17 protein-coding genes are annotated in these 20,113 nt (G+C 67.6%); 3 read left to right on the top strand and 14 right to left on the bottom strand.

Annotation, left to right across the window (positions count from 1 at the left end; all coding sequences use genetic code 11):
- Positions 1–106: 106 nt before the first annotated feature.
- The 5 genes from HMPREF2886_RS14805 to mdlC form a co-directional block, all read right to left on the bottom strand.
- Positions 107–1,360: an OprD family porin gene (locus tag HMPREF2886_RS14805; RefSeq protein WP_070747714.1), complete on the bottom strand. Its 1,254-nt coding sequence runs from the start codon at positions 1,358–1,360 to the stop codon at positions 107–109.
- Positions 1,361–1,467: 107 nt separating this feature from the next.
- Positions 1,468–2,943 (bottom strand): aldehyde dehydrogenase family protein, encoded by a 1,476-nt coding sequence (locus tag HMPREF2886_RS14800; protein WP_033967917.1) that lies wholly within the window; start codon positions 2,941–2,943, stop codon positions 1,468–1,470.
- A gap of 25 nt (positions 2,944–2,968) precedes the next feature.
- Positions 2,969–3,940, bottom strand: a complete 972-nt coding sequence (locus HMPREF2886_RS14795; protein WP_033967916.1) for a ketopantoate reductase family protein — start codon at positions 3,938–3,940, stop codon at positions 2,969–2,971.
- Positions 3,937–5,397: an MFS transporter gene (locus HMPREF2886_RS14790; protein ID WP_033967915.1), complete on the bottom strand. Its 1,461-nt coding sequence runs from the start codon at positions 5,395–5,397 to the stop codon at positions 3,937–3,939. The genes HMPREF2886_RS14795 and HMPREF2886_RS14790 overlap by 4 nt, the downstream gene beginning before the upstream one ends.
- Before the next feature lie 51 nt (positions 5,398–5,448).
- Positions 5,449–7,035, bottom strand: coding sequence for a benzoylformate decarboxylase (gene mdlC / locus HMPREF2886_RS14785; RefSeq protein WP_058173459.1), 1,587 nt, complete (start codon positions 7,033–7,035; stop codon positions 5,449–5,451).
- Between the two features lie 100 nt (positions 7,036–7,135).
- Here mdlC and HMPREF2886_RS14780 point away from each other — a divergent pair, with 100 nt between their 5' ends.
- Entirely contained in the window at positions 7,136–8,032 is an 897-nt protein-coding gene (locus HMPREF2886_RS14780) for a LysR family transcriptional regulator (protein ID WP_003095545.1), read from the top strand.
- A 14-nt stretch (positions 8,033–8,046) separates the two neighbouring features.
- Here HMPREF2886_RS14780 and HMPREF2886_RS14775 read toward each other — a convergent pair whose 3' ends face one another.
- Positions 8,047–9,381, bottom strand: coding sequence for an MFS transporter (locus tag HMPREF2886_RS14775; RefSeq protein ID WP_003112297.1), 1,335 nt, complete (start codon positions 9,379–9,381; stop codon positions 8,047–8,049).
- 378 nt (positions 9,382–9,759) lie between these two features.
- Here HMPREF2886_RS14775 and HMPREF2886_RS14770 point away from each other — a divergent pair, with 378 nt between their 5' ends.
- Together HMPREF2886_RS14770 and HMPREF2886_RS14765 are read left to right on the top strand one after the other, a co-directional pair.
- The gene (locus tag HMPREF2886_RS14770; RefSeq protein ID WP_070747789.1) at positions 9,760–10,815 is read left to right on the top strand and encodes an aromatic ring-hydroxylating dioxygenase subunit alpha; all 1,056 of its coding nucleotides are present in this window, start codon (positions 9,760–9,762) and stop codon (positions 10,813–10,815) included.
- Between the two features lie 14 nt (positions 10,816–10,829).
- Positions 10,830–11,783, top strand: a complete 954-nt coding sequence (locus HMPREF2886_RS14765; RefSeq protein WP_070747711.1) for a PDR/VanB family oxidoreductase — start codon at positions 10,830–10,832, stop codon at positions 11,781–11,783.
- Here the strand turns inward: HMPREF2886_RS14765 and HMPREF2886_RS14760 are convergent.
- From HMPREF2886_RS14760 to HMPREF2886_RS14725, 8 genes are all read right to left on the bottom strand, one after another.
- Complete coding sequence (locus HMPREF2886_RS14760) at positions 11,780–12,493, bottom strand: GntR family transcriptional regulator (RefSeq protein WP_033977102.1); 714 nt, start codon at positions 12,491–12,493, stop codon at positions 11,780–11,782. The two genes, HMPREF2886_RS14765 and HMPREF2886_RS14760, sit on opposite strands and share 4 nt — an antisense overlap.
- 63 nt (positions 12,494–12,556) lie before the next feature.
- Complete coding sequence (locus tag HMPREF2886_RS14755) at positions 12,557–13,318, bottom strand: SDR family oxidoreductase (protein ID WP_003095557.1); 762 nt, start codon at positions 13,316–13,318, stop codon at positions 12,557–12,559.
- Between the two features lie 357 nt (positions 13,319–13,675).
- The gene (locus HMPREF2886_RS14750; protein ID WP_070747708.1) at positions 13,676–14,608 is read right to left on the bottom strand and encodes a bifunctional Delta(1)-pyrroline-2-carboxylate/Delta(1)-piperideine-2-carboxylate reductase; all 933 of its coding nucleotides are present in this window, start codon (positions 14,606–14,608) and stop codon (positions 13,676–13,678) included.
- A gap of 69 nt (positions 14,609–14,677) precedes the next feature.
- Positions 14,678–15,394 carry an ABC transporter ATP-binding protein gene (locus tag HMPREF2886_RS14745; protein ID WP_003095563.1) on the bottom strand — a complete coding sequence of 239 codons (717 nt, stop codon included), beginning with the start codon at positions 15,392–15,394 and terminating at the stop codon, positions 14,678–14,680.
- Positions 15,391–16,263, bottom strand: coding sequence for an ATP-binding cassette domain-containing protein (locus HMPREF2886_RS14740; protein WP_033967907.1), 873 nt, complete (start codon positions 16,261–16,263; stop codon positions 15,391–15,393). The genes HMPREF2886_RS14745 and HMPREF2886_RS14740 overlap by 4 nt, the downstream gene beginning before the upstream one ends.
- A complete protein-coding gene (gene livM, locus HMPREF2886_RS14735) occupies positions 16,260–17,537 on the bottom strand; it encodes a high-affinity branched-chain amino acid ABC transporter permease LivM (protein ID WP_070747705.1) in 1,278 nt (425 codons plus the stop codon). The genes HMPREF2886_RS14740 and livM overlap by 4 nt, the downstream gene beginning before the upstream one ends.
- Positions 17,538–17,547: 10 nt before the next feature.
- Positions 17,548–18,462, bottom strand: a complete 915-nt coding sequence (locus HMPREF2886_RS14730) for an ABC transporter permease subunit (protein ID WP_003095571.1) — start codon at positions 18,460–18,462, stop codon at positions 17,548–17,550.
- Between the two features lie 234 nt (positions 18,463–18,696).
- Positions 18,697–19,821 carry a branched-chain amino acid ABC transporter substrate-binding protein gene (locus HMPREF2886_RS14725; RefSeq protein WP_033967905.1) on the bottom strand — a complete coding sequence of 375 codons (1,125 nt, stop codon included), beginning with the start codon at positions 19,819–19,821 and terminating at the stop codon, positions 18,697–18,699.
- Between the last annotated feature and the right edge of the window lie 292 nt (positions 19,822–20,113).

The raw sequence follows: 20,113 nt of genomic DNA, 5'->3' as shown, positions 1-20,113 counted from the left end.
CGCCTGCTCCGGTAGGGCGAATAACCGCGCAGCGGATATCCGCCGATGGATCGAGCCCCCTCCCCCATGTCGGGAGAGGGCGTGTCCAGGGCGAAAGCGGCGTGCATTACCAGGACAACGGATAGCTCACCACCACCCGCGTCTGGTCGAAGTCGCTGTTGAAGCTGCGCCGGTTGCTGGCGTGATTGACCCGAACGTTGAGCCGCGCCAGCGGGCCGCTCTGCACGGTGTAGCCGAGTTCGACGTCGCGCTCCCATTCCTTGCCGCCGCTGCCGGCCTTGGTGCTGGCGTTGGAGCCATGGCCGTAGCGGACCATGCCGATCAGGCCCGGCCAGCCGAGACCGACGAAGTCGTAGTCGTAGCGCACCTGCCAGGAGCGTTCGTCGGCGTTGGTGAAGTTGCCGTTGAACATGTCGTTGCCCATGCTCCGCCCGCTGCTGCCGTAGACCGACTGCCAGCCGCTGTCGCCGCCGACCTTCTGCAGGCCGAGATAGAAAGTGTGCAGGCCGATGCCGGCGGAGAACAGGCCGTAGACGGTGTGGCTGTCGATCTCGCCGCCGCGCGCGGCGCCGTCGTCGCGGTCGACGAACAGGCCGAGGTTGGCGCCCAGGGTCCAATCGCCGACGCGTTGCTTGTGCAACAGGTTGGCGTAGCTCTGCCGGTAGATATCCTCCAGTTGCCCATGCCACAGCCCGAGCTGGGTGCGCTCGCGGTTGAAGCGGTACTCGGCGCCGGCGTAGTTGAAACCGTCCGATTTCCGCGTCGGCGCGCTCCAGGCCGACAGGTCCTGCATGTCCGCCGAATTGCGCAGGCTCACCGCGTCGAAGCGTCCGGCTTGCAGGGCCAGGCCCGGCAGCTCGCGGGAAACCACGGCGAAGCCGCGGAACGTCTGCGGCAGCAGGCGTCCGTCGTCGTAGCGCAACAGCGGAATGTCCGGGAGCATCTCGCCGATCTTCAGTTCGCTGGCCGAAACGCGCAGCTTGGCGGAGACGCCGACACGCCCATAGTTGTCCGCCGCACGACCGTCATCGTGCAACGGAAGAAGCTCGGAATTGCTGGTGCCACGTCCGCTGTTCAGCTTCACGCCGAACAGGCCGATGGCGTCGAGGCCGACGCCGACCGTGCCCGGGGTATAGCCGGAACTGAACTTGAGGATGAAGCCCTGCGCCCACTCGTCCACCAGGCTCTTGCCGGCATCGTGGTCGCGGAAATCGCGGTTGAAGTAATAGTTGCGCAGGACCAGATCGGTCTTCGCATCCTCCAGGAAGCCGCCCTCGGCGGCTTGCGCGGCAAGACAGGCGAGCATCGGCAGGACCGCCCCTGCGTTGCGCGGGACTGCGGTTTTACGACGGATTTTCATTGTTATTGTGCTCCGTTTTTCAGGGACGACCGGGCCCCGGCAGCCTCTGCGGGCCACCTGGCGACGACGGTCGGGTCAGCGGCGGGGCACGGGCCCCGCCGCCAGGGTCAGAACGGGTACTGGCGCGGCGCGTGCTGCACGCTGATCCAGTGGTCGGTGGTGAATTCCTCGATGGCCCAGTCGCCGTTGAAGCGGCCAAGTCCGGAGTTCTTCTCGCCGCCGAACGGCGCGTTGGCCTCGTCGTTCACCGGAATGTCGTTGACGTGGGTCATCCCCGCACGAAGCTGGCGGGCAAAGCGCACCGCGCGTTCCAGGTCGCGGCTGAACACCGCGCTGGACAGCCCGTATTCGCTGGCGTTGGCCAACTCCAGCGCATGCGCCTCGTCGCGCGCGCGGAGCAGGCCGACCAGCGGGCCGAAGATTTCATCGCGGGCGATCTCCATCGTCGCGGTAACCTCGCCGAATACGTGCGGAGCCAGCAACTGCCCATCGACGCCGCCCTCGTACAGCGGCTTGGCGCCTTCCTGGCGGGCCAGGCGGATCTTCTCCAGCAGGCCTTCGAGCTGGCGCGCGTTGACGATCGGCCCGACCGCGGTATCGGCGCGCTGCGGATCGCCGACGCGGAGGCCCTTGACCCGCTCGACGAAGCGCGCGGCGAAGGCGTCGTAGAGGCTGTCCTCGACGATGATGCGGTTGATCGCCATGCAGATCTGCCCCTGGTGGAGGAACTTGCCGAACACCGCGGCATTCACCGCCTGCTCCAGGTCGGCGTCGCCGAGCACCACGAACGGACTGTTGCCGCCCAGCTCCAGCGCCACGTGCTTGAGGTGCGCGCCGCCGCTGGCGATGCGGCCGATGTTGCGGCCCACCGGGGTCGATCCGGTGAAGGTCACCAGGCCCGGCACCGGGTGTTCGACGAAGGCGTCGCCGATCTCGCTGCCGGGACCGACCACCACGCTGAACAGCCCGGCCGGCAGCCCGGCCTCTTCGAAGATCCGCGCCAGCAGCAGTCCGCCGCAGACCGGCGTGTCGCTGGCCGGCTTGACCACCACCGCGTTGCCCAGCGCCAGGGCCGGGGCGATGGAACGCTGGGTCAGGTGCAGCGGGAAGTTCCACGGGCTGATCACCCCGACCACGCCGATGGCGCTGCGGTAGACCCGGCTTTCCTTGCCCGGCACGTCGGACTCGACGATGCGCCCGTGCACCCGTGCCGGGAACGACGCCGACTCCAGGGTGATCGCGCGCGCCGCGCCCCATTCGATCTCGGCCTTCAGGCGGGTGCTGCCGGACTCGCGGATGATCCAGTCGACGATCTCCTCGTGGCGGCGGTCGAACACCTCCACCGCCTTGTACAGCACCGCCGCGCGTGCCGAGGGCCCGAGCGCGGCCCATGCCGGCTGGACCTCGGCGGCCTTGGCGTAGGCGGCATCGAGGTCGTCGCGGTCGGCCTGCTCGATCTCCAGCAGCAGGCTGCCGTCGAACGGGTTGCTCACCTTCAGCCGGCGACCGGCCCGGCCGTGGCGCCACTCGCCGGCGATGGGTAGCAGGTGCAGATCCGGATAGACAGTATTGAATTCGCTCATGGCAGGACTCCTAGGTGCACAGGGATCATGGGTGATGACTGCTGGCGACGGCTGGCGTCGCCGCGGCTTGTCGCTCGTCGGCCATGCGCGCCTCGATCAGGCGCACCAGGCCAAGCAGCATTTCGCAATGAGGTACCGCGAGACCCGCACGACGCGCCCTGGCCAGCACTTCGCCGTTGATCGAGCCGATTTCCGTGGGCCGTCCGGCCAGCACGTCCTGCAGCATCGACGGCTGGTGCGCGCGATGCTGGGCCATGGCTTCGGCGACACTGGCCAGGCAACGTCGCGCATCCGCCGCTACGCCTTCCGCGTGGGCCACGCCGACGACTTCCTCTACTATGCCACGGGCCAGTTCGGCGCCCGCCGGTAGCGCAGTCAATTGCCCCACCCGGCAGCCGGTAACCGCACACAAACTGTTCAGGGCGGCGTTGAACGCAACCTTTTCCCAGATCGAGGTCCAGACCTCCCGGTCCACCGCGCAACGCAGCCCTGCGGCGTCGAGCACGGCCGCGACCTCGGCAGCCGCGGCACGCTCCACGGCATCAGCCGACAGCATCCGCACCACGCCCTGCCCGTGGGAGCGAACGTGTCCCGGCCCCACGCGATCAGCGGGCCAGGTGGTCATGCCGATCATCACCTGCTCCGGGGAGAAGTGCCGGCACAACCGCTCGGCGTTACCCAGGCCATTCTGCAGGGACAGGACCAGGGTCCGTCCGTCGACCAGCCCGGCGACGCTTTCCAGCGCCTTGTCAGTATGCAAGGTCTTGGTGAACACCAGCAGCAGGTCGGGCCGGCCCGGCGCCTGCTCCGGACGGCAGGCCCGCAGCCCGCCGATCCGCCGGTCGCCGCTGTCGGTCTGCAAGCGCAGGCCCCGCTGGCGAATCGTCTCCAGATGCGCCTCGTCGATATCCAGCAACACCACGTCCTGCCCGCTTTCCGCGAGCAAGCCACCGAACAGCGAGCCCATGGCTCCCGCCCCCAGGATACTGATCCTCATCGCTCCTCCTCTCTCACTCCGGTTGCCAGCAACCGCTCTCCTGCGCGGCCATCCGCGCCACCTGCCGGAACCTGCCGCCCCCAGGCCACGGGAATGTGGCGTCGCACCTGGGTCAGGGCCAGCAGGGCCAGCAGCATTACCGTCCCCAGCAGGATCAGATAGCCCTGCGCGCCACTCAGGCTGATCACGCCGGCACCGGCGAATGCGCTCAGGATCGCCCCCAGCCGACCGAAGGCCAACGCCGAGGCAGTGCCGGTGGCCCGAACGCTGGTCGGGTAGATGTAGGCGCACAGCGCATACAAGGTGGACTGCACGGCATTGACGAACAGTCCATGCACGCCGAAGCCGAAGATCAGCAACGCGCTCTGCCGGTCGGCGTCGAGCGCCAACATGGCGAAGGCGCTGGCAGCCCCCGCGGCGCAACAGACGAGCAGCGGCCAGAACGAACCCCAGCGGGTCATGACGCTGGCGCAGACCAGCGCGCCGATCACGCCGCCCAGGTTGTAGGCGGTCAGGCCGGAACCGGCGACTGCGAGCGGCAGCCCTTCGGACAGGAGCATGGTCGGTAGCCAACTGAAGGCACTGTAGACAGCGGTCAGGCACATGAAGAACGCTACCCATATGGCGAGAGTGTCGCGTCCGTAGCCAGGGGCGAACAATGCACGGAAGCCATCCTGTTTTTCTTTCGCCTGTTCCAGCGCATCGATGTAGCGCATCCCACTGGCCATGGGCCGCTCCATGCGTCCGAGCAGCCGCCCCAGCTCCTTCCAGCGCCCAGGCCGACGCGCCAGGAAACGCGGCGACTCCGGCAACGCCACCAGCAACAGGAAACCCAGCGCCAGCGGTAGCGCCCCTCCCAGGAAGAACAGCATGCGCCAGCCATACAAGGGCAGGATGTGGGCGGAAAACAGACCAGCCAGCATCCCGCCCAGAGGTACGCAGACGATGGTCGCCGTCACCGCCACGGTGCGCCGGCGTGCCGGTGTGAACTCCGCCGTCATGGTGGTGGCGCTGGGCAAGGCGCCGCCGATCCCCAGCCCGGCGACGAAGCGCAGCAGCGCCACCGTCAGCGCGTCCGGCGCCAGGCCGATGGCACAGGTCGCGGAACCGAACAGGAAGACACTGGCGACCACCGCTGTACGTCTGCCGAAGCGGTCAGCGAACAGGCCGGCGCAAGCACTGCCGATCCCCATCCCGATCAGCCCGGCGGCCACCGCCGGGGCGAAGGCTTCGCGGCTGATCCCCCATTCCTGGATCATCAACGGGATGGCAAAACCGATGAGCTGGCCGTCGAAACCGTCCAGCACGATGGAAAGCGCGGCCAGCAGGACCACCAGCTTTTGCATGCGGGTGAAAGGTCCGTCGTCGAGCAGGCTGCCGATATCGGCGACGCGATCGCCGCCAGGCTCGACCGGGGAAGCGGCGCCAAGCGCCGCGCGAACGGAAATCGTGTTCATGACCACCTCTTTTTTATTGTTGTGGTGTATCTGTGGCCGGCACGCCGGCACTCAGGGCTCGATGGTTTGCGTCGGCACCTCGATCAAAATCGGGCGATCAGCGGCCAGGGCATGCTTCAAGGCGCTTTCCAGCTCTTCGCGGGTGGCTGCGTGGAGCGCCTCGACGCCATAGCCGCGGGCGATCGCGCAGAAGTCCAGGCCGGGCACGTCGAGCCCCGGCGCATCGGGCACCTCGAGCACCCCGGCGAACCAGCGCAGGGCGCCGTAGGTACCGTTCTTGAGGATGATGAACACCGCCGGCACGCGGTATTGCGCGGCGCTCCAGAGTGCGGTGATGCCATAGTTGGCCGAGCCGTCGCCGATGATCCCGATCACCTGCCGCCGCGGCTGCGCCAGTTGCGCGCCGACCGCCGCCGGCAGGCCGAAGCCGAGTCCGCCGGCGGCCGGGAAGAAGTAGCTGCCTGGCTCGCGCATCTCCACGCGCTGCCAGAAGGCGGTCACGGTGGAAGTCGACTCCTTGACGAAGATGGCGTCGCGCGGGGCCAGCGCATCGATCACGTCGAACACGGTTTCCGGACGCAGCGGTCCACCCTCCTCGGCCAGCGCCGGCGGTCGCGGCAACGCTTCGGGCAACGGCCGCGCACTGGGGCGGACCTGTTCGAGCAGTGCCTCGAGGGTCAGCGCGATGTCGCCGACCAACGCGTCGCCCATCGGCGCCCGTGCCGCTTCGCCGGGATCGCAGGTGACCTGCACCAGCTCGGCGCCGGCCGGCAGGTAGTCGCCGGGGGCGAACTGGTGATAGCGGAACACCGGCGCGCCGACCACCAGGATCAGGTCATGGCCGTCCAGCAGCCGGCTGATCCCGGCGATGGCCGCCGGCAGCACGCCGCGGAAGCAGGCATGGCGGGTGGGGAACGGACAGCGCGAGGCCGACGGCGCGATCCAGGCCGGCATCCGCAGCTTCTCCGCCAGTTGCACGGCCAGGCCGTTGGCATTCGCCCCGTCGACGTCCGGACCGAGCACCAGCACCGGGTTGCGCGAGCGCGACAGGCGCTCGCCGAGTTCGGCCAGCAACGCCGGCGCCGGCAGCGCGGCGCCGCTGACCTGGCGTGCGGCCAGGTGTTCGACGCCGGCCGGTGCCGGTTGCGCCCAGTCGTCGTAGGGAATCGACAGGTACACCGGCGCCCGCGGCGGCAGGCTGGCGGTCTGGATCGCCTGGCTCAGCGCGCGCGGCACATCCTGGGCGCAGGCCGGCTCGTGGCTCCATTTCACCAGCGGCTTGGGCAGTTGCCCGGCATCGACGTTGGCGAGCATCGCCTCGACCCCGATCATCGAGCGCACCTGCTGCCCGGCGGTGATGACCAGGGGGCTATGGGAGTACCAGGCGTTGGTCAGCGCGCCCATGCCGTTGCCGGTGCCAGCCGCCGCATGCAGGTTGACGAAGGCCGGGCGGCCGCTGGCCAGGGCGAAGCCATCGGCCATGCCGACCACCGCGCCCTCGTGCAGGCCGAGGATGTAGCGGAAATCCTCGGGGAAGTCCTTGAGGAACGGCAGCTCGTTGGAGCCGGGGTTGCCGAAGACGGTGGTCAGGCCGTGGCGACGGAGAATCTGGTAAGACGCGGAATGGACGGTTTTCATGCAGGCCTTCAAGCTCGTTTCCTGGATTTGCGCTACTGTTGCAGCCGCTCGATAATCAATCAAATCGATACTCTTTCTATAAAAAATAGAACCGATCTATATGAGTCCGATCGATCTCAACCTGATCCGCACCTTCGTCACCCTCTACGAAGCCGGCAGCGTGACCCTCGCCGCGGAGCGCCTGTTCGTCACCCAGCCATCGGTGAGCTACGCCCTGGCACGCCTGCGCGAACTGTTCGACGACGCGCTGTTCACCCGCACCCGCGACGGCATCCAGCCGACCTTCGTCGCCGAGCAGCTCTACGGCACCTTCCGCGAGTCGCTGACGCGCATCGAGGGCGCGGTACAGAGCGTTCGCCACTTCGATCCGGCGACCACCGAGCGACGTTTCCGCATCGCCCTCACCGATCTCGGCGAAGTGGGTTTCCTCTCGCTGATCCTCGAACGCCTGACCCGCGACGCGCCGTTCGCCGAAGTGGAAGTGCTGCCGCTGCAGGTGGACGAGGTCGGCGCCTGGCTGAGCAGCGCCAAGGTCGACGCGGCGATCTGCCGCCAGCCGGTGCCCGGCGCGCGCAGCCAGCGGGTCCTGCACGAGCGCTACGTGTGCCTGCTCAGCGACCGCCACCCACGGATCGGCGACAGCCTGAGCCTGGAGCAGTACCTGGCCGAGCGGCACATCGTGGTGACCCGTACCTCCGGCCACGGCATCGCCGAGGACGTGCTCGAGGCCATGCAGGTGCAGCGCCGCATCAGCCTGCGGGTGCCGCACTTCTCGGTGCTGCCGAAGATCATTCCCGGTACCGAGCTGCTGACCATCCTGCCGGCGCAGATCGCCTATCGCTTCGTCGCCGAAGGCGGCATGCGCATGCTCGAACTGCCCTTCACCCTGCCGCCGTTCGACGTTTCCCTGCACTGGCACGAGAGCAGCGAACGCTCGGCGGCGCTGAACTGGTTCCGCACCACCATCGCCGAGGCGATCATCGCCGCCCAGCGCTGAAACGCCGGCGGCCCTCACGCAGCGTCTCCCAGCGTCGGCGAGCGCTCGCGACGCCGCGCACCGAGCAGCGGCAACACGGCGGCCGCGACGACGAACACCGCCGCGAACGCACCATAGAGGGACAGCGGTTGCCAGCCGTCGTCGAGCAGGAGCCCGGCCACCAGCGGCGAGAGGATCGCCCCGCCGCGACCGACGCCGATCCCCCAGCCGACCCCGGTGGCGCGCACCGAAGCGTCGTAGAGGCTCGGCGCCAGGGCATACAGGCCGGCCACGCAGGCGTTGGCGCAAAGCCCGATCAGCAGTCCCAGCGGCAAGGCCGCGCCGGGCAGCCCGGCGCTCAGCGAGAACAGCGCGAGCAGAGCGGCGGTAAGCAGCATGAACAGCGCCAGCACCCGCTCCAGGCGAAAGCGCGCGGCAAGCCCGCCGAGCAAGGCGGCACCGAAGATCCCGCCGATGCTCAGCAGGGTACCGCCGGTGATGCCCTGGGCGGTGGACAGGCCGGCGGCGACCAGCAGCTTCGGCGTCCAGCTCATGATGAAGTAGAAGCCGAACATCACCAGGAAGAACAGCGCCCAGAGCAGCAGCGTGGTGCGTCGCTGGGCAACGCAGAGCAACCGGGCGAGGCGGCTACCGTGCTCCGCTCCGCCGCCGGGCGGGCTCGGCAGTTCCGCGAGCGCCGCGCGGCCCAGGCGCCGGGCCAGCGCGTTGACCCGTTGCAACGCCCGCGGCGGCCGGCGCGCCAGGAGGAAGTCCAGCGACTCCGGCAGGCACAGGCAGACCAGGGGGATCACCGCCAGGGTCAGGCCAGCACCGAAGACGAACACCGAGCGCCAGCCCCAGGCGCCGATCAGCCATACCGCGAGCAGTCCGCCAAGGGTCGCGCCGAGCGCGTAGCCGGTGGACTGCAGGCTTACCGCCAGGCCGCGCCAGCGCCGCGAGGCGTACTCGCTGGCGATCACGTTGCTGCTGGCGAGGATGCCGCCGATGCCCAGCCCGGTCAGCCCGCGCAGCAACGCCAGTTGCCAGGCCGCCTGGCTCAGCGCCGAGGCGAGCATGCCCAGGCCCGACAGCGCCAGGCAGGCGAGGATCAGCGGGCGGCGCCCCCAGCGGTCGGCCCAGGGCGCGATGAACAGCGAGCCGGCAGCCATGCCGAAGAGGCCGGCGCTGAGCAGCAGGCCGATCTCGGCGCCGCCCAGGTTCCATTCGGCGGCCACCGAGGATGCGGTGAAGGCCATCACCAGCACGTCGAAGCCATCGATCAGGTTGAGCACGATGCACACAGCCACCGCCAGCCACTGGAACGGCCGCATCGGTTCGTCGTCGAGAGCGCGGCGCAAGTCCCGGTTCATGGGCGGCCCTCCCCGAGCGGACAGGAAGGAAGCGACGGCAGGTGGGAGCGAGGCGCGGGAATGCAGGAATCCATCATCGGGAAGACCCTTTTTCTTGTTGTTGTAGGCACGGCAAGCGCAGGCACCCTGGCACCGTTGCGTCGATGCCGCAATCTTATTGGATCCATTTTTGCGACAAGAAAACGGATGAGCAGCGGATATCCCACTGTCAACGGAATATGAGAAAGGCTCTGGAACGAGGTAATTGAGCGGTCTACTCCTGAAGTTTTTTATGTTCGACTATCGAACAGATTATTTTTTGTACAGAATCGGTTGACTTGGAAAAGTTGTCTCGCGAATCATTGGATCCAATTACAAAAACAACGAGAGGATCCGATGATGTTTCCGAAGAACGCCTGGTACGTGGCCTGCACCCCCGACGAACTGGCCGGCAAGCCGCTCGGCCGACGCATCTGCGACGAGCCGATGGTTTTCTACCGAGGCGAGGACGGTCGCGTGGCGGCCCTCGAGGATTTCTGCCCGCACCGTGGCGCGCCGCTGTCGCTGGGCTTCGTCGAGGACGGCGTGCTGGTCTGCGGCTACCACGGCCTGGCGATGGGCGAGGACGGCCGCACCCGCGCGATGCCCGGCCAGCGAGTTCGCGGCTTCCCCTGTATCCGCCGCTTCCCGGTGCAGGAACGGCACGGCTTCGTCTGGGTCTGGCCGGGCGCGGAAGAACAGGCCGACGCCGCGCTGATACCCCGCCTGGAATGGGCGGAAAGCCCCGATTGGGCCTATGGCGGCGGGCTGTACCACATCCACTGCGACTATCGCCTGATGATCGACAACCTGATGGACCTGACCCACGAGACCTACGTCCATGCGTCCAGCATCGGCCAGAAGGAAATCGATGAGGCCGCGCCGACCACGCGGGTGGAAGGCGACGAGGTGATCACCAGCCGCCACATGGAGAATGTCATGGCCCCGCCGTTCTGGCGCATGGCCCTGCGCGGCAACGGCCTGGCCGACGACGTGGCGGTGGACCGCTGGCAGATCTGCCGCTTCACGCCGCCCAGCCACGTGCTGATCGAGGTCGGCGTGGCCCACGCCGGCCACGGCGGCTACCAGGCGCCGGCGGAGCGCAAGGCGGCGAGCATCGTGGTCGACTTCATCACCCCGGAGAGCGACACCTCCATCTGGTACTTCTGGGGCATGGCGCGCAACTTCCAGGCCCACGACCAGGCGCTCACCGAGAGCATTCGCGAAGGCCAGGGAAAGATCTTCGGCGAAGACCTGGAAATGCTCGAAAGCCAGCAGCGCAACCTGCTGCGCCATCCACGGCGCGACCTGCTGAAACTGAACATCGACGCCGGCGGTGTGCAGGCCCGGCGCATCATCGAGCGCCTGCTGGCGGACGAGCGCCAGGCCGCCGCCCCCAACTGCGCCCAGGCCTGACGGGAGCCTTCGCCATGATCGAGGTCATCGTCGGCGCCATCCGCCTGGAGGCGCAGGATATCCACAGCTTCGAACTGTTCCGGGCCGACGGGGCGGCACTGCCGTCCTTCGAGCCGGGCGCGCACATCGACCTGCACCTGCCCAACGGCCTGGTCCGCCAGTACTCCCTCTGCGGCCCCGCCGAACGGCCGCGCCACTACCGTATCGCCGTACTGCGCTGCCGCGACTCGCGCGGCGGCTCGGCCACGCTGCACGCCGAACTGCGGGTCGGCCAGCGGCTGCGCATCGGCGAGCCGCGCAATCTCTTCCCGCTGTCGCCGGAGCCCGGTCCGCGCCTGCTGTTCGCCGGCGGCATCGGCATCACGCCGCTGCTGGCGATGGCCGAACACCTGGCCCGCGATGGCGCCGACTTCCAGTTGCACTACTGCGCGCATTCCGCCGAGCGCGCGGCCTTCGTCGACTACCTTGGCCAGTGTGCCTTCGCCGACCGCGTGCACTGCCACTTCGACCACGGCGACAGCAGCCGGCGCGCGGACCTTCGCGCCCTGCTGGCGACCAGTCCGCGCGACGCCCAGCTATACCTTTGCGGGCCGGCGGGCTTCATGCAGTGGATCGAAGAAAGCGCCCGCGAACTGGGCTGGGAAGCAGGTCGGCTGCATCGCGAGCACTTCGCCGCCGCGCCACGAGACGCCAGTGCGGACGGCACCTTCGAAGTGCAGTTGGCCAGCAACGGGGCGCTGATCCGGGTCGCCGCCGGGCAGACCGTGCTGGCGGCGCTGCGCGAAGCCGGGGTGGACCTGCCGGCGTCCTGCGAGCAGGGCATCTGCGGCACCTGCCTGACCCGCGTGCTGGACGGCGAGCCGGAGCATCGCGACCTCTACCTCAGCGAAGAGGAGCAGGCCGCCAACGATTGCTTCACGCCCTGCTGTTCGCGTTCGCGCAGCCCACGGCTGGTGCTGGATCTCTAGTCGGCGGCGACGTCGCCGTGAAGCACGGTGACACCCTGCCGCGCCGGATCGAAGTAGTCGGCGTAGCGCAGGGTCGCGTTGGCGTGCTCGCGCATGATCGCCTCGGCGCGCGCCCCCTGGCCGTTGACCAGCGCGTCGACCACCGCGTGGTGCTGCATGTGGGCGAAGTTGAAACGGCGGAACTCCTGCTCGAGATTGTCGCGATCCACCGCCAGGGCGCTCACCGAGGCGAACGGCAGGTGGTCGTTGCGCGCCAGCGCCACGGCGATCGCCGGGTTGCCGCTGGCCTCGATGATGGTACGGTGGAAACGCATGTTCATGCGCTGGTAGCGCTCCAGCTCCTCCATCAGGACCCGGCCGTTGGCGAACAATCGGTCGCCCTCGGCCAGGCATTCCTCCAGGGTCGCCCGTGCCTCGGCGGACAACCCGCGCTCGGCCGCCTGGCGCGCCGCCAGGCCTTCCAGCACGCCGCGCACCTCGACCGCGCCGGCGATATCCTCGCGGGTCACCGCGCGCACCCTGTAGCCGCGCCCGGTCTTGCACAGCAGGCCTTCCTGCTCGAGGGTACGCAGGGCGATGCGCACCGGCATGCGCGAGACCTGCAGGCGTTCGGCGGTGGGAATCTCAACGATGCGCTCGCCGGCGGCGAGTTCACCGGAAGCGATCAGCTTGCGCAGCTCGGCCAGCACGCGTTGGCCCGGTTTGCTCATGGAATTCGCTTATTCGATCGGGACGACCGGGGCATCATAGCGTGCCCCGGCCGCCTCCGCCGGTCAGCTTTCGCGGTGGATGGCGAAGCCGGCCCAGGACTGGCTCACCGGCATGATCTCGAGGCTGTTGATGTTCAGGTGGGCGGGCTGGTTCATGATCCAGAAGATGGTCTCGGCGATGTCTTCCGGCTGGATCGGATGGGCCCCGGCGTAGGTCTTGTCGTAGCGCGCCTGGTCGCCGCCGAAGCGGACCAGGGAGAACTCGCTCTCGCACAACCCCGGCTCGAGGTTGGTCACGCGCACCCCGGTGCCCTGCAGGTCGCAACGCAGGTTCAGGGAGAATTGCTCGACGAAAGCCTTGGTGCCGCCGTAGACATGGCTACCCGGATAGGGCCACTTGCCGGCCACCGAACCCAAGTTGACGATGCTCGCCCCGGCGCCGTGGGCGATCAGCCGCGGCAGCAGCAGGCGCGTGCTGTAGAGCAGGCCCTTGATGTTGGTGTCGACCATGGTGTCCCAGTCGTCCAGGTCGCAGGACTGCGCCGGGTCGGTGCCCAGCGCCAGGCCGGCGTTGTTGATCAGGCCGCGCAGGGTGGCGAATTCTTCCGGCAGGTTGTCCACGGCCGCGCTCATCGCCGCGCGGTCGCGCACGTCCAGGGTCAGCGGCAACACCCGGGTCTTCGCCGAAAGCTCGCCGGCCAGGGCTTGCAGACGCTCCTCGCGACGGCCGGTGAGCACCAGCGACCAGCCGGCCTCGGCGAAACGACGGGCGCAGGCTTCGCCGAAGCCTGAGGTGGCGCCGGTGATGAACAGGGTGGACGACATGGGCATCTCCTCGTACGGGGCGGAAAAACGATGTCCGGGGATTCTAGAGCCTCGCCGTGCCCGGTTGGCCATACAGTTGCGCACGAGTTTGCCGAGGCGCCTGCTCAAAAAACGACCAACCCCGCGGAACCCGCACTGTGCTTGGGCCGCAGCGAATAGCCACCAACTTGTCCACAGGTCGTCGCACAGTTTTCCTGAACAACTGTGGCAGCGGCATGACCACGCGTTGGGGATAAGTGCCCCGGCGCGAACACTGATCATTTTCTGACCAGCCACGCCTAACCCTCGCCGATTCAGGGGCTTGGCGGTTCTTACCCACCTTATCCACAAGCCCCCGCACAGAAATCCTGAACAACCTCAGGTGGCGTTATCCACAACCCGGCGCGCGGCGACCAGGTCCTCCAGCGCATAACCCACCGACTTGAACAGGGTGATTTCCGCGGGATCGCCGCGCCGCCCTGCCCCGCCCAGCAAATCGCGCAGTTCGGTGGATATCGCCTCGCGCCCGATGGCGCCTTCGGCGATCGCCTGCAACAGGTCGCCGGCCTCTTCCAGCGCGCCTGCGCGGGTGTCCACCACGACCCGCGCGCGCGCCACCGCCAGGGCGTCGGTCTCGCGCATGGACGGCAGGAAGGCGCCGACCAGGTCGAGATGGACGCCCGGCTTCAGCCATGCGCCGCGCACCAGCGCTTCGCGGGAGGTGGTAACGCAACTGACGCAATCGGCCGCCTCCACCGCCGTGCGCAACCCGTCGGCCGCTCGCGCCGGGTAGCCCTCCTCGCGCAGCCGGGCGGCCAGCGCGGCGGCCTTGGCCGGATCGCGGCCCCAGATGTCGATGTGGCGATAGTCGCGCACGCAGGCGTGAGCCCGCACCATGTGCGCAGCCAGGGTTCCGCAGCCGACCACCAGCAGGCGCCGCGCATCGTCCCGCGCCAGGTAGTCGGCGGCCAGCGCCGAGCTGCAGGCGGTACGCCGGGCGGTCAGCTCCGAAGCCTCCAGCAACGCCAGCGGGCGACCGTCTTCGCCGTCGAACAGAGCGAACACCGCGGCCACCGCCGGCAGGCCACGCGCCCCATTGCCAGGGAACACCGTCACCAGTTTCACGCCGATCCCCTCACCGGCCTGCCACACCGGCATCTGTAGCAGCGAGGCCTGCGCCGGCAAGGCATGGCAGCTGCGCAGCGGCGCGCTGCAAGGCTTGGCCAGGCCGATGCGCAACGCCTCGATCAGTTGTGGATAAGACAGGCGCTCGGCGACCTCGGCGTTGCTGAAAAAGCGCAGGCTGTGCATAAGTCGAGTTTCCTCCGTGGCTCCAGGGCAGCGCCCGCCCCGGCGGCCAGGCAGCCGGGGCGGGCGCGCTCAATGTCCGCCGAGATAGGCGTTGCGCACCTCCTGGTTGCCGAGCAGTTCTTCGCCGCTGCCGCTCATGCGGATTTCCCCGGTGACCATCACGTAGGCGCGGTCGGAGAGCTTCAGCGCATGGTTGGCGTTCTGCTCGACGAGGAAGATGGTCATGCCGCTCCTGGCCAGCTCGCGCAGGGTCTGGAAGATCTGCTTGACCACGATCGGCGCCAGGCCCAGGGAGGGCTCGTCGAGCAACAGCAGCTTCGGCCGGCTCATCAGCGCGCGGGCGATGGCGAGCATCTGCTGCTCGCCGCCGGACATGGTCATGGCGCGCTGGTTGCGCCGCTCCTTCAGGCGCGGGAACAGCTCGAACATGCGCTGCATGTCCTCCTCGGCGTGGTCCATGCCGATGGGGATGGTACCCATCAGCAGGTTTTCCTCGACGCTCATGTCGGGGAACACCCGGCGTCCTTCCGGCGACTGCGCGATGCCGTTGGACGCCACGTAGTGCGCCGACTTCTGGCGGATGTCCTGGCCGCGATAGAGGATCTGCCCGGCCGCCGCGCGCGGCTGGCCGAAGATCGACATCAACAGCGTCGACTTGCCCGCGCCGTTGGCGCCGATCAGGCTCACCGTCTCGCCCTCGTTGACCTGCAGCGAGACCTTCTTCAGCGCCTGGATCGGCCCGTAGAACACGTCCACCTCACGGAATTCCAGCAACGCCGCGCTCATGACAGCTCCTCTTCGTCGGCACCGAGATAGGCGGCGATCACCTTCTCGTCATGGCGGATCTGTTCGGGATTGCCACGGGCGATCACGTCGCCGTGGTCGAGCACGATGATGTGGTCGGAGATGTTCATCACCATGCCCATGTCATGCTCGATCAGCAGTACGGTGATCCCGTGGTGGTCGCGCAGGTAGCGGACGATGTTGCTCAGGGCCTGGGTCTCGGCCGGGTTGAGGCCGGCGGCCGGTTCGTCCAGGCAGATGAGTTCCGGCCGCGTGCACATGGCCCGGGCGATCTCCAGGCGCCGCTGCTGGCCGTAGGACATCTCGCCGGCCAGGCGGTTGGCGCAGTCCACCAGGTCGACCACCTCCAGCCAGTAGAACGCGTGGTCCAGCGCCTCGCTCTCGGCGCGGCGATAGCCAGGAGTGTTGAGGATGCCGGCGAGCAGGTTGCGGTTGACGAACATGTGCTGCGCCACCAGCAGGTTCTCCACCACCGACATGTCCTTGAACAGGCGGATGTTCTGGAACGTCCGCGCCAGCCCGGCGCGGTTCACCAGGTGGGTGCCGCCGAACATCTTGTAGTAGAGGCGACTGCCCAGTTGCGGCGGCTTGACGAAGTCGTCCAGCTGGAACGGCTCGCCGAGCACCTGGATGACGTCCGTGGTGCGCCCCTGGGTGTTGAGCAGGATGTTGCCGCCGGTGGCCTTGTAGAAGCCGGTGAGGCAGTTGAACACGGTGGTCTTGCCGGCGCCGTTGGGGCCGATCAGCGCGGTGATCGAACCGCGCTCGACGTCGAGGTTGACGTCGTTGAGCGCCTTGATGCCGCCGAAGTGCATCATCAGGTGCTCGACGCTGAGAATCTTGTCGCTCATGGCGCCACCCCCTTGCGCGGGGCGAAGCCCACCCGGCTGATGCGGATCAGCCCGCGCGGCCGCCAGATCATCATCACCACCATGAGTATCCCGAGCAGCAGCACGCGGATGTCGGCGAAGCTGCGCAGCAGCTCCGGCGCCACGGTGAGGACGAAGGCGGCGATCACCACCCCGACCGTCGAGCCCATGCCGCCGAGCACGACGATGGCGAGGATCAGCGCCGACTCGAAGAAGTTGAACGAGGACGGGTTGACGAAGCCCTGGTAGCTGGCGAAGAACACCCCGGCCAGTCCCGCGGTGGAGGCGCCGAGCATGAACGCCGAGAGTTTCACCAGCACATGGTTGAGGCCCATCGCGCGACAGGCGATCTCGTCCTCGCGCAGCGCTTCCCAGGCGCGCCCGACCGGCATCCGGGTCAGCCGGTGCTTGATGTAGAGCACCAGCAGCACGACCAGGAACAGCACCACGTAGATGAACAGGAACTTCATGTTGGGGTTGTAGGCGATGCCGAGGAACTCGTGGATCGGCACCCCGCCATCCTTGGCCCGGCGGCCGAACTCCAGGCCGAGGAAGGTCGGCGACGGCGCCGGCATGCCGTTCGGCCCGCCGGTGAAGGACAGCCAGTTGTTCAGTACCAGGCGGATGATCTCGCCGAAGCCCAGGGTGACGATCGCCAGGTAGTCGCCATGCATGCGCAACACCGGGAAGCCGAGGATCGCCCCGGCCATCGCGGCGGTCAGCGCGGCCAGCGGCAGGACGGTCCAGAAGCCCAGGCCGAGGTACTGGTAGCCCAGCGCCAGGCCATAGGCGCCGATGGCGTAGAAGGCCACGTAGCCGAGGTCGAGCAGCCCGGCGAGGCCGACCACGATGTTCAGGCCCAGGCCCAGCAGCACGTAGATCAGGCCGAGGATGACCACCGCCAGCAGGTACTTGCTGGCGAAGAACGGGAAGATCACCGCGGCCACCAGGATCAGCGGCACGATCCAGCGCAAGCGGGTCTTGTAGCCCGGCGGCAGGACGTGGACGCCGCTGCCGGCCCCCTCGAAGCGCTCCAGCACGGCGCGTCCGCCGCGGGTCTGCAGGTAGAGGCTGAGCAGGAAGCGCCCGGCCATCACGATCGCGATGATCCAGCCGACCCGCTCGTAATGCAGGTTGAAGCCGTAGCCGTCGAGGACCACGCCGACGATGGGGCCGAACACCACCAGGGCGATCAACCCGGAGAGCACGGCATCGAGGACGCACTGCTTGAGATCGATGGAAGTCTCGTTGCTCATCGTCGTCCCCTTACACCTTGGCGATCTGCGGGCGGCCGAGCAGGCCCTGGGGACGGAAGATCAGGATCAGTACCAGCAACGAGAAGGCGAACACGTCCTTGTAGTCGGTGTTGACCATCCCCGAGAACTGCGCCTCGGCCACTCCCAGCACCAGGCCGCCGAGCATCGCCCCGGGCAGCGAACCGATGCCGCCGAGCACCGCTGCGGTGAACGCCTTGATGCCGATGATGAAGCCGGCGTAGAAGTCGAAGGTGCCGTAGTTCATGGTGATCAGCACCCCGGCCAGGGCGGCCATCGCCGCGCCGATGACGAACACGTAGGAGATCACCCGGTCGGTGTTGATCCCCAGGATCGAAGCCATCTTGCGGTCCTGCTGGGTCGCCCGGCACATGCGCCCGAGCTTGGTGTAGCGGATCACGTAGGTCAGCACCGCCATGCCGATCAGCGAAGCGATCAGGATGAACAGTTTGGTGTAGGTGAGCTGGACGAAACCGTCACCGACGTGGAACTTCAGGGCGCCGTCGAGCAGGGTCGGGATCCCCTGCTGGCGCGGTCCCTGCGCCACCTGAACGTAGTTCTGCAGGATCAGCGACATGCCGATCGCCGAGATCAGCGGCGCCAGGCGCGTGGAGTTGCGCAGCGGCTTGTAGGCGATGCGCTCGATCACCCAGCCGTAGGTGCAGGTCACCAGCACGGTGAACAGCAAGGTGCCGAGGATCAGCAACGGGAAGTTCTGCAGGCCGAAGAAGGCCAGCAGGGCAAGGGCGATGGCCGACAGGTAGGCGGAGATCATGTACACCTCGCCGTGGGCGAAGTTGATCATGCCGATGATGCCGTAGACCATGGTGTAGCCGATGGCGATGAGGCCGTAGACCGAGCCGAGGGTCAGCCCGTTGATCATTTGCTGGAGGAAGATGCCGTCCATTTTTCAGTCTCTTCAGGGCGAATCGCGACGGCCTTTGTAAGGCGCGCCGGCGCTCGCCGGTGAAAGCGGACGGGTGCTACTGAAACGGCCCCGGATCGCGGGACTCCAGACCGACCACACGCAGACGTCTTCGGTGAATCCGCACTACGGCGGCAAGCACGGGCGAGCACTTCAGCAGCTCCCGGACTTACCCATGCGCCGGGCCTGTGCCCGGCGCATGGCGGTCGAGCGCGATCAGGGCAACTGGTGGTACTTGCCCTTGTCGTCCCACTCGTAGACCACGTAGTCGGAGACTTTCAGGTCGCCCTTCTTGTCCCATTCCTTCTTGCCCATCACGGTCTGCACCGGATGCGACTTCAGCCACTCGGCGGCCTTGGCCGGATCGTTGGCGCCAGCGCCGTTGAAGGCCGCCGCCAGGGACTGGATCGAGGCGTAGGAGTAGAGGGTGTAGCCCTCCGGCTCGAAACCGCCGGCACGGAACTTCTCCACCACCGCCTTGCCGTCGGGGATCAGCCGCGGGTCGGCGCCGAAGGTCATCAGCACGCCCTTGACGTACTGCGGACCGCCGGCGGTGGTCGCCAGTTCGTCGGTGACCACGCCGTCGTCGGACATGAACTTGGCGGTCAGTCCCTGTTCGCGCATCTGCCGTACCAGCGGACCGGCCTCCGGATGCAGGCCGCCGAAGTAGACGACCTCGGCACCGGAGGCGCGGATCTTGGTGACCAGCGCGTTGAAGTCCTTCTCGCCGCGGGTCAGGCCCTCGTAGAGAACCTCTTTCACGCCGAGCTTGTTCAGTTGCGCCCTGGTGGCGTCCGCCAGGCCCTGGCCGTAGGTGTCCTTGTCATGGATCACCGCGACCTTCCTGGCCTTCAGCACGTTGACGATATAGTCGCCGGCGACCACGCCCTGCTGGTCGTCGCGGCCGCACATGCGGAACATCCCGGAGAGTCCGCGCTCGGTGACCTGCGGGTTGGTGGAGCCGGGGGTGATGGCGATGATCCCGGCCTCGTCGTAGACCTCGGACGCGGGGATGGTCGAAGAAGAGCAGAAATGGCCGACCACGGCGATGGCCTTGTCCTGGTCCACCAGACGGTTGGCCACGGCCACGGCCTGCTTCGGTTCGCAGGCGTCGTCGGCCTTGACCAGCTTGATCTTCTCGCCGTTGATCCCACCCGCCGCGTTGATGTCTTCCGCCGCCTGGGACGCGCCGCGCCAGTATTGCTCGCCGAAGGAGGCGTTGGCGCCGGTATGCGGTCCGGCCACGCCGATCACGACGTCGGCCAGCGCATGCGTGGAAAGACCCATCACGGACGAAACCGCGAGAGCCAGGATGCCTTTTCTGAACAGCTTCTTGGACATGGGGTGTTGCTCCTGAGGATGATGTTGGCGCTCGTAACTACGATGTTGTTGTTGTGTTTCGCTCAACAGGCAGAGCAAGCGGCGTGCCATTCGTTTTTTTCCTGAGTGGCCGGCCACAAGAACTTTAGCCCTCCTTTCCGTTTTTATCTTTGTTATTGGAAATCAGTCATTTAGGCATTTCTCCGAATCCCCTTCGAAGAGCTACAGCTCAGGCCTCACAAGGCCTGAACCGTTCCTAGGAATAACTCTACAACGATATTGAAGCGGTTAGAAACTGCACGTCACTGGTGCG

Origin of the sequence: Pseudomonas sp. HMSC066A08, assembly GCF_001813025.1 — a bacterium.
Lineage (GTDB): Bacteria > Pseudomonadota > Gammaproteobacteria > Pseudomonadales > Pseudomonadaceae > Pseudomonas > Pseudomonas aeruginosa.
Note: the sequence above shows the minus strand (reverse complement) of the source record. Positions and strands in the feature narration are given on the sequence as shown.

What these genes read in the sequence shown, in the direction of transcription:
- HMPREF2886_RS14805 (WP_070747714.1), bottom strand. Translation starts at nt 1,360, where the DNA reads ATGAAAATCCGTCGTAAAACCGCAGTCCCGCGCAACGCAGGGGCGGTC.
- HMPREF2886_RS14800 (WP_033967917.1), bottom strand. Translation starts at nt 2,943, where the DNA reads ATGAGCGAATTCAATACTGTCTATCCGGATCTGCACCTGCTACCCATC.
- HMPREF2886_RS14795 (WP_033967916.1), bottom strand. Translation starts at nt 3,940, where the DNA reads ATGAGGATCAGTATCCTGGGGGCGGGAGCCATGGGCTCGCTGTTCGGT.
- HMPREF2886_RS14790 (WP_033967915.1), bottom strand. Translation starts at nt 5,397, where the DNA reads ATGAACACGATTTCCGTTCGCGCGGCGCTTGGCGCCGCTTCCCCGGTC.
- mdlC (WP_058173459.1), bottom strand. Translation starts at nt 7,035, where the DNA reads ATGAAAACCGTCCATTCCGCGTCTTACCAGATTCTCCGTCGCCACGGC.
- HMPREF2886_RS14780 (WP_003095545.1), top strand. Translation starts at nt 7,136, where the DNA reads ATGAGTCCGATCGATCTCAACCTGATCCGCACCTTCGTCACCCTCTAC.
- HMPREF2886_RS14775 (WP_003112297.1), bottom strand. Translation starts at nt 9,381, where the DNA reads ATGAACCGGGACTTGCGCCGCGCTCTCGACGACGAACCGATGCGGCCG.
- HMPREF2886_RS14770 (WP_070747789.1), top strand. Translation starts at nt 9,760, where the DNA reads ATGTTTCCGAAGAACGCCTGGTACGTGGCCTGCACCCCCGACGAACTG.
- HMPREF2886_RS14765 (WP_070747711.1), top strand. Translation starts at nt 10,830, where the DNA reads ATGATCGAGGTCATCGTCGGCGCCATCCGCCTGGAGGCGCAGGATATC.
- HMPREF2886_RS14760 (WP_033977102.1), bottom strand. Translation starts at nt 12,493, where the DNA reads ATGAGCAAACCGGGCCAACGCGTGCTGGCCGAGCTGCGCAAGCTGATC.
- HMPREF2886_RS14755 (WP_003095557.1), bottom strand. Translation starts at nt 13,318, where the DNA reads ATGTCGTCCACCCTGTTCATCACCGGCGCCACCTCAGGCTTCGGCGAA.
- HMPREF2886_RS14750 (WP_070747708.1), bottom strand. Translation starts at nt 14,608, where the DNA reads ATGCACAGCCTGCGCTTTTTCAGCAACGCCGAGGTCGCCGAGCGCCTG.
- HMPREF2886_RS14745 (WP_003095563.1), bottom strand. Translation starts at nt 15,394, where the DNA reads ATGAGCGCGGCGTTGCTGGAATTCCGTGAGGTGGACGTGTTCTACGGG.
- HMPREF2886_RS14740 (WP_033967907.1), bottom strand. Translation starts at nt 16,263, where the DNA reads ATGAGCGACAAGATTCTCAGCGTCGAGCACCTGATGATGCACTTCGGC.
- livM (WP_070747705.1), bottom strand. Translation starts at nt 17,537, where the DNA reads ATGAGCAACGAGACTTCCATCGATCTCAAGCAGTGCGTCCTCGATGCC.
- HMPREF2886_RS14730 (WP_003095571.1), bottom strand. Translation starts at nt 18,462, where the DNA reads ATGGACGGCATCTTCCTCCAGCAAATGATCAACGGGCTGACCCTCGGC.
- HMPREF2886_RS14725 (WP_033967905.1), bottom strand. Translation starts at nt 19,821, where the DNA reads ATGTCCAAGAAGCTGTTCAGAAAAGGCATCCTGGCTCTCGCGGTTTCG.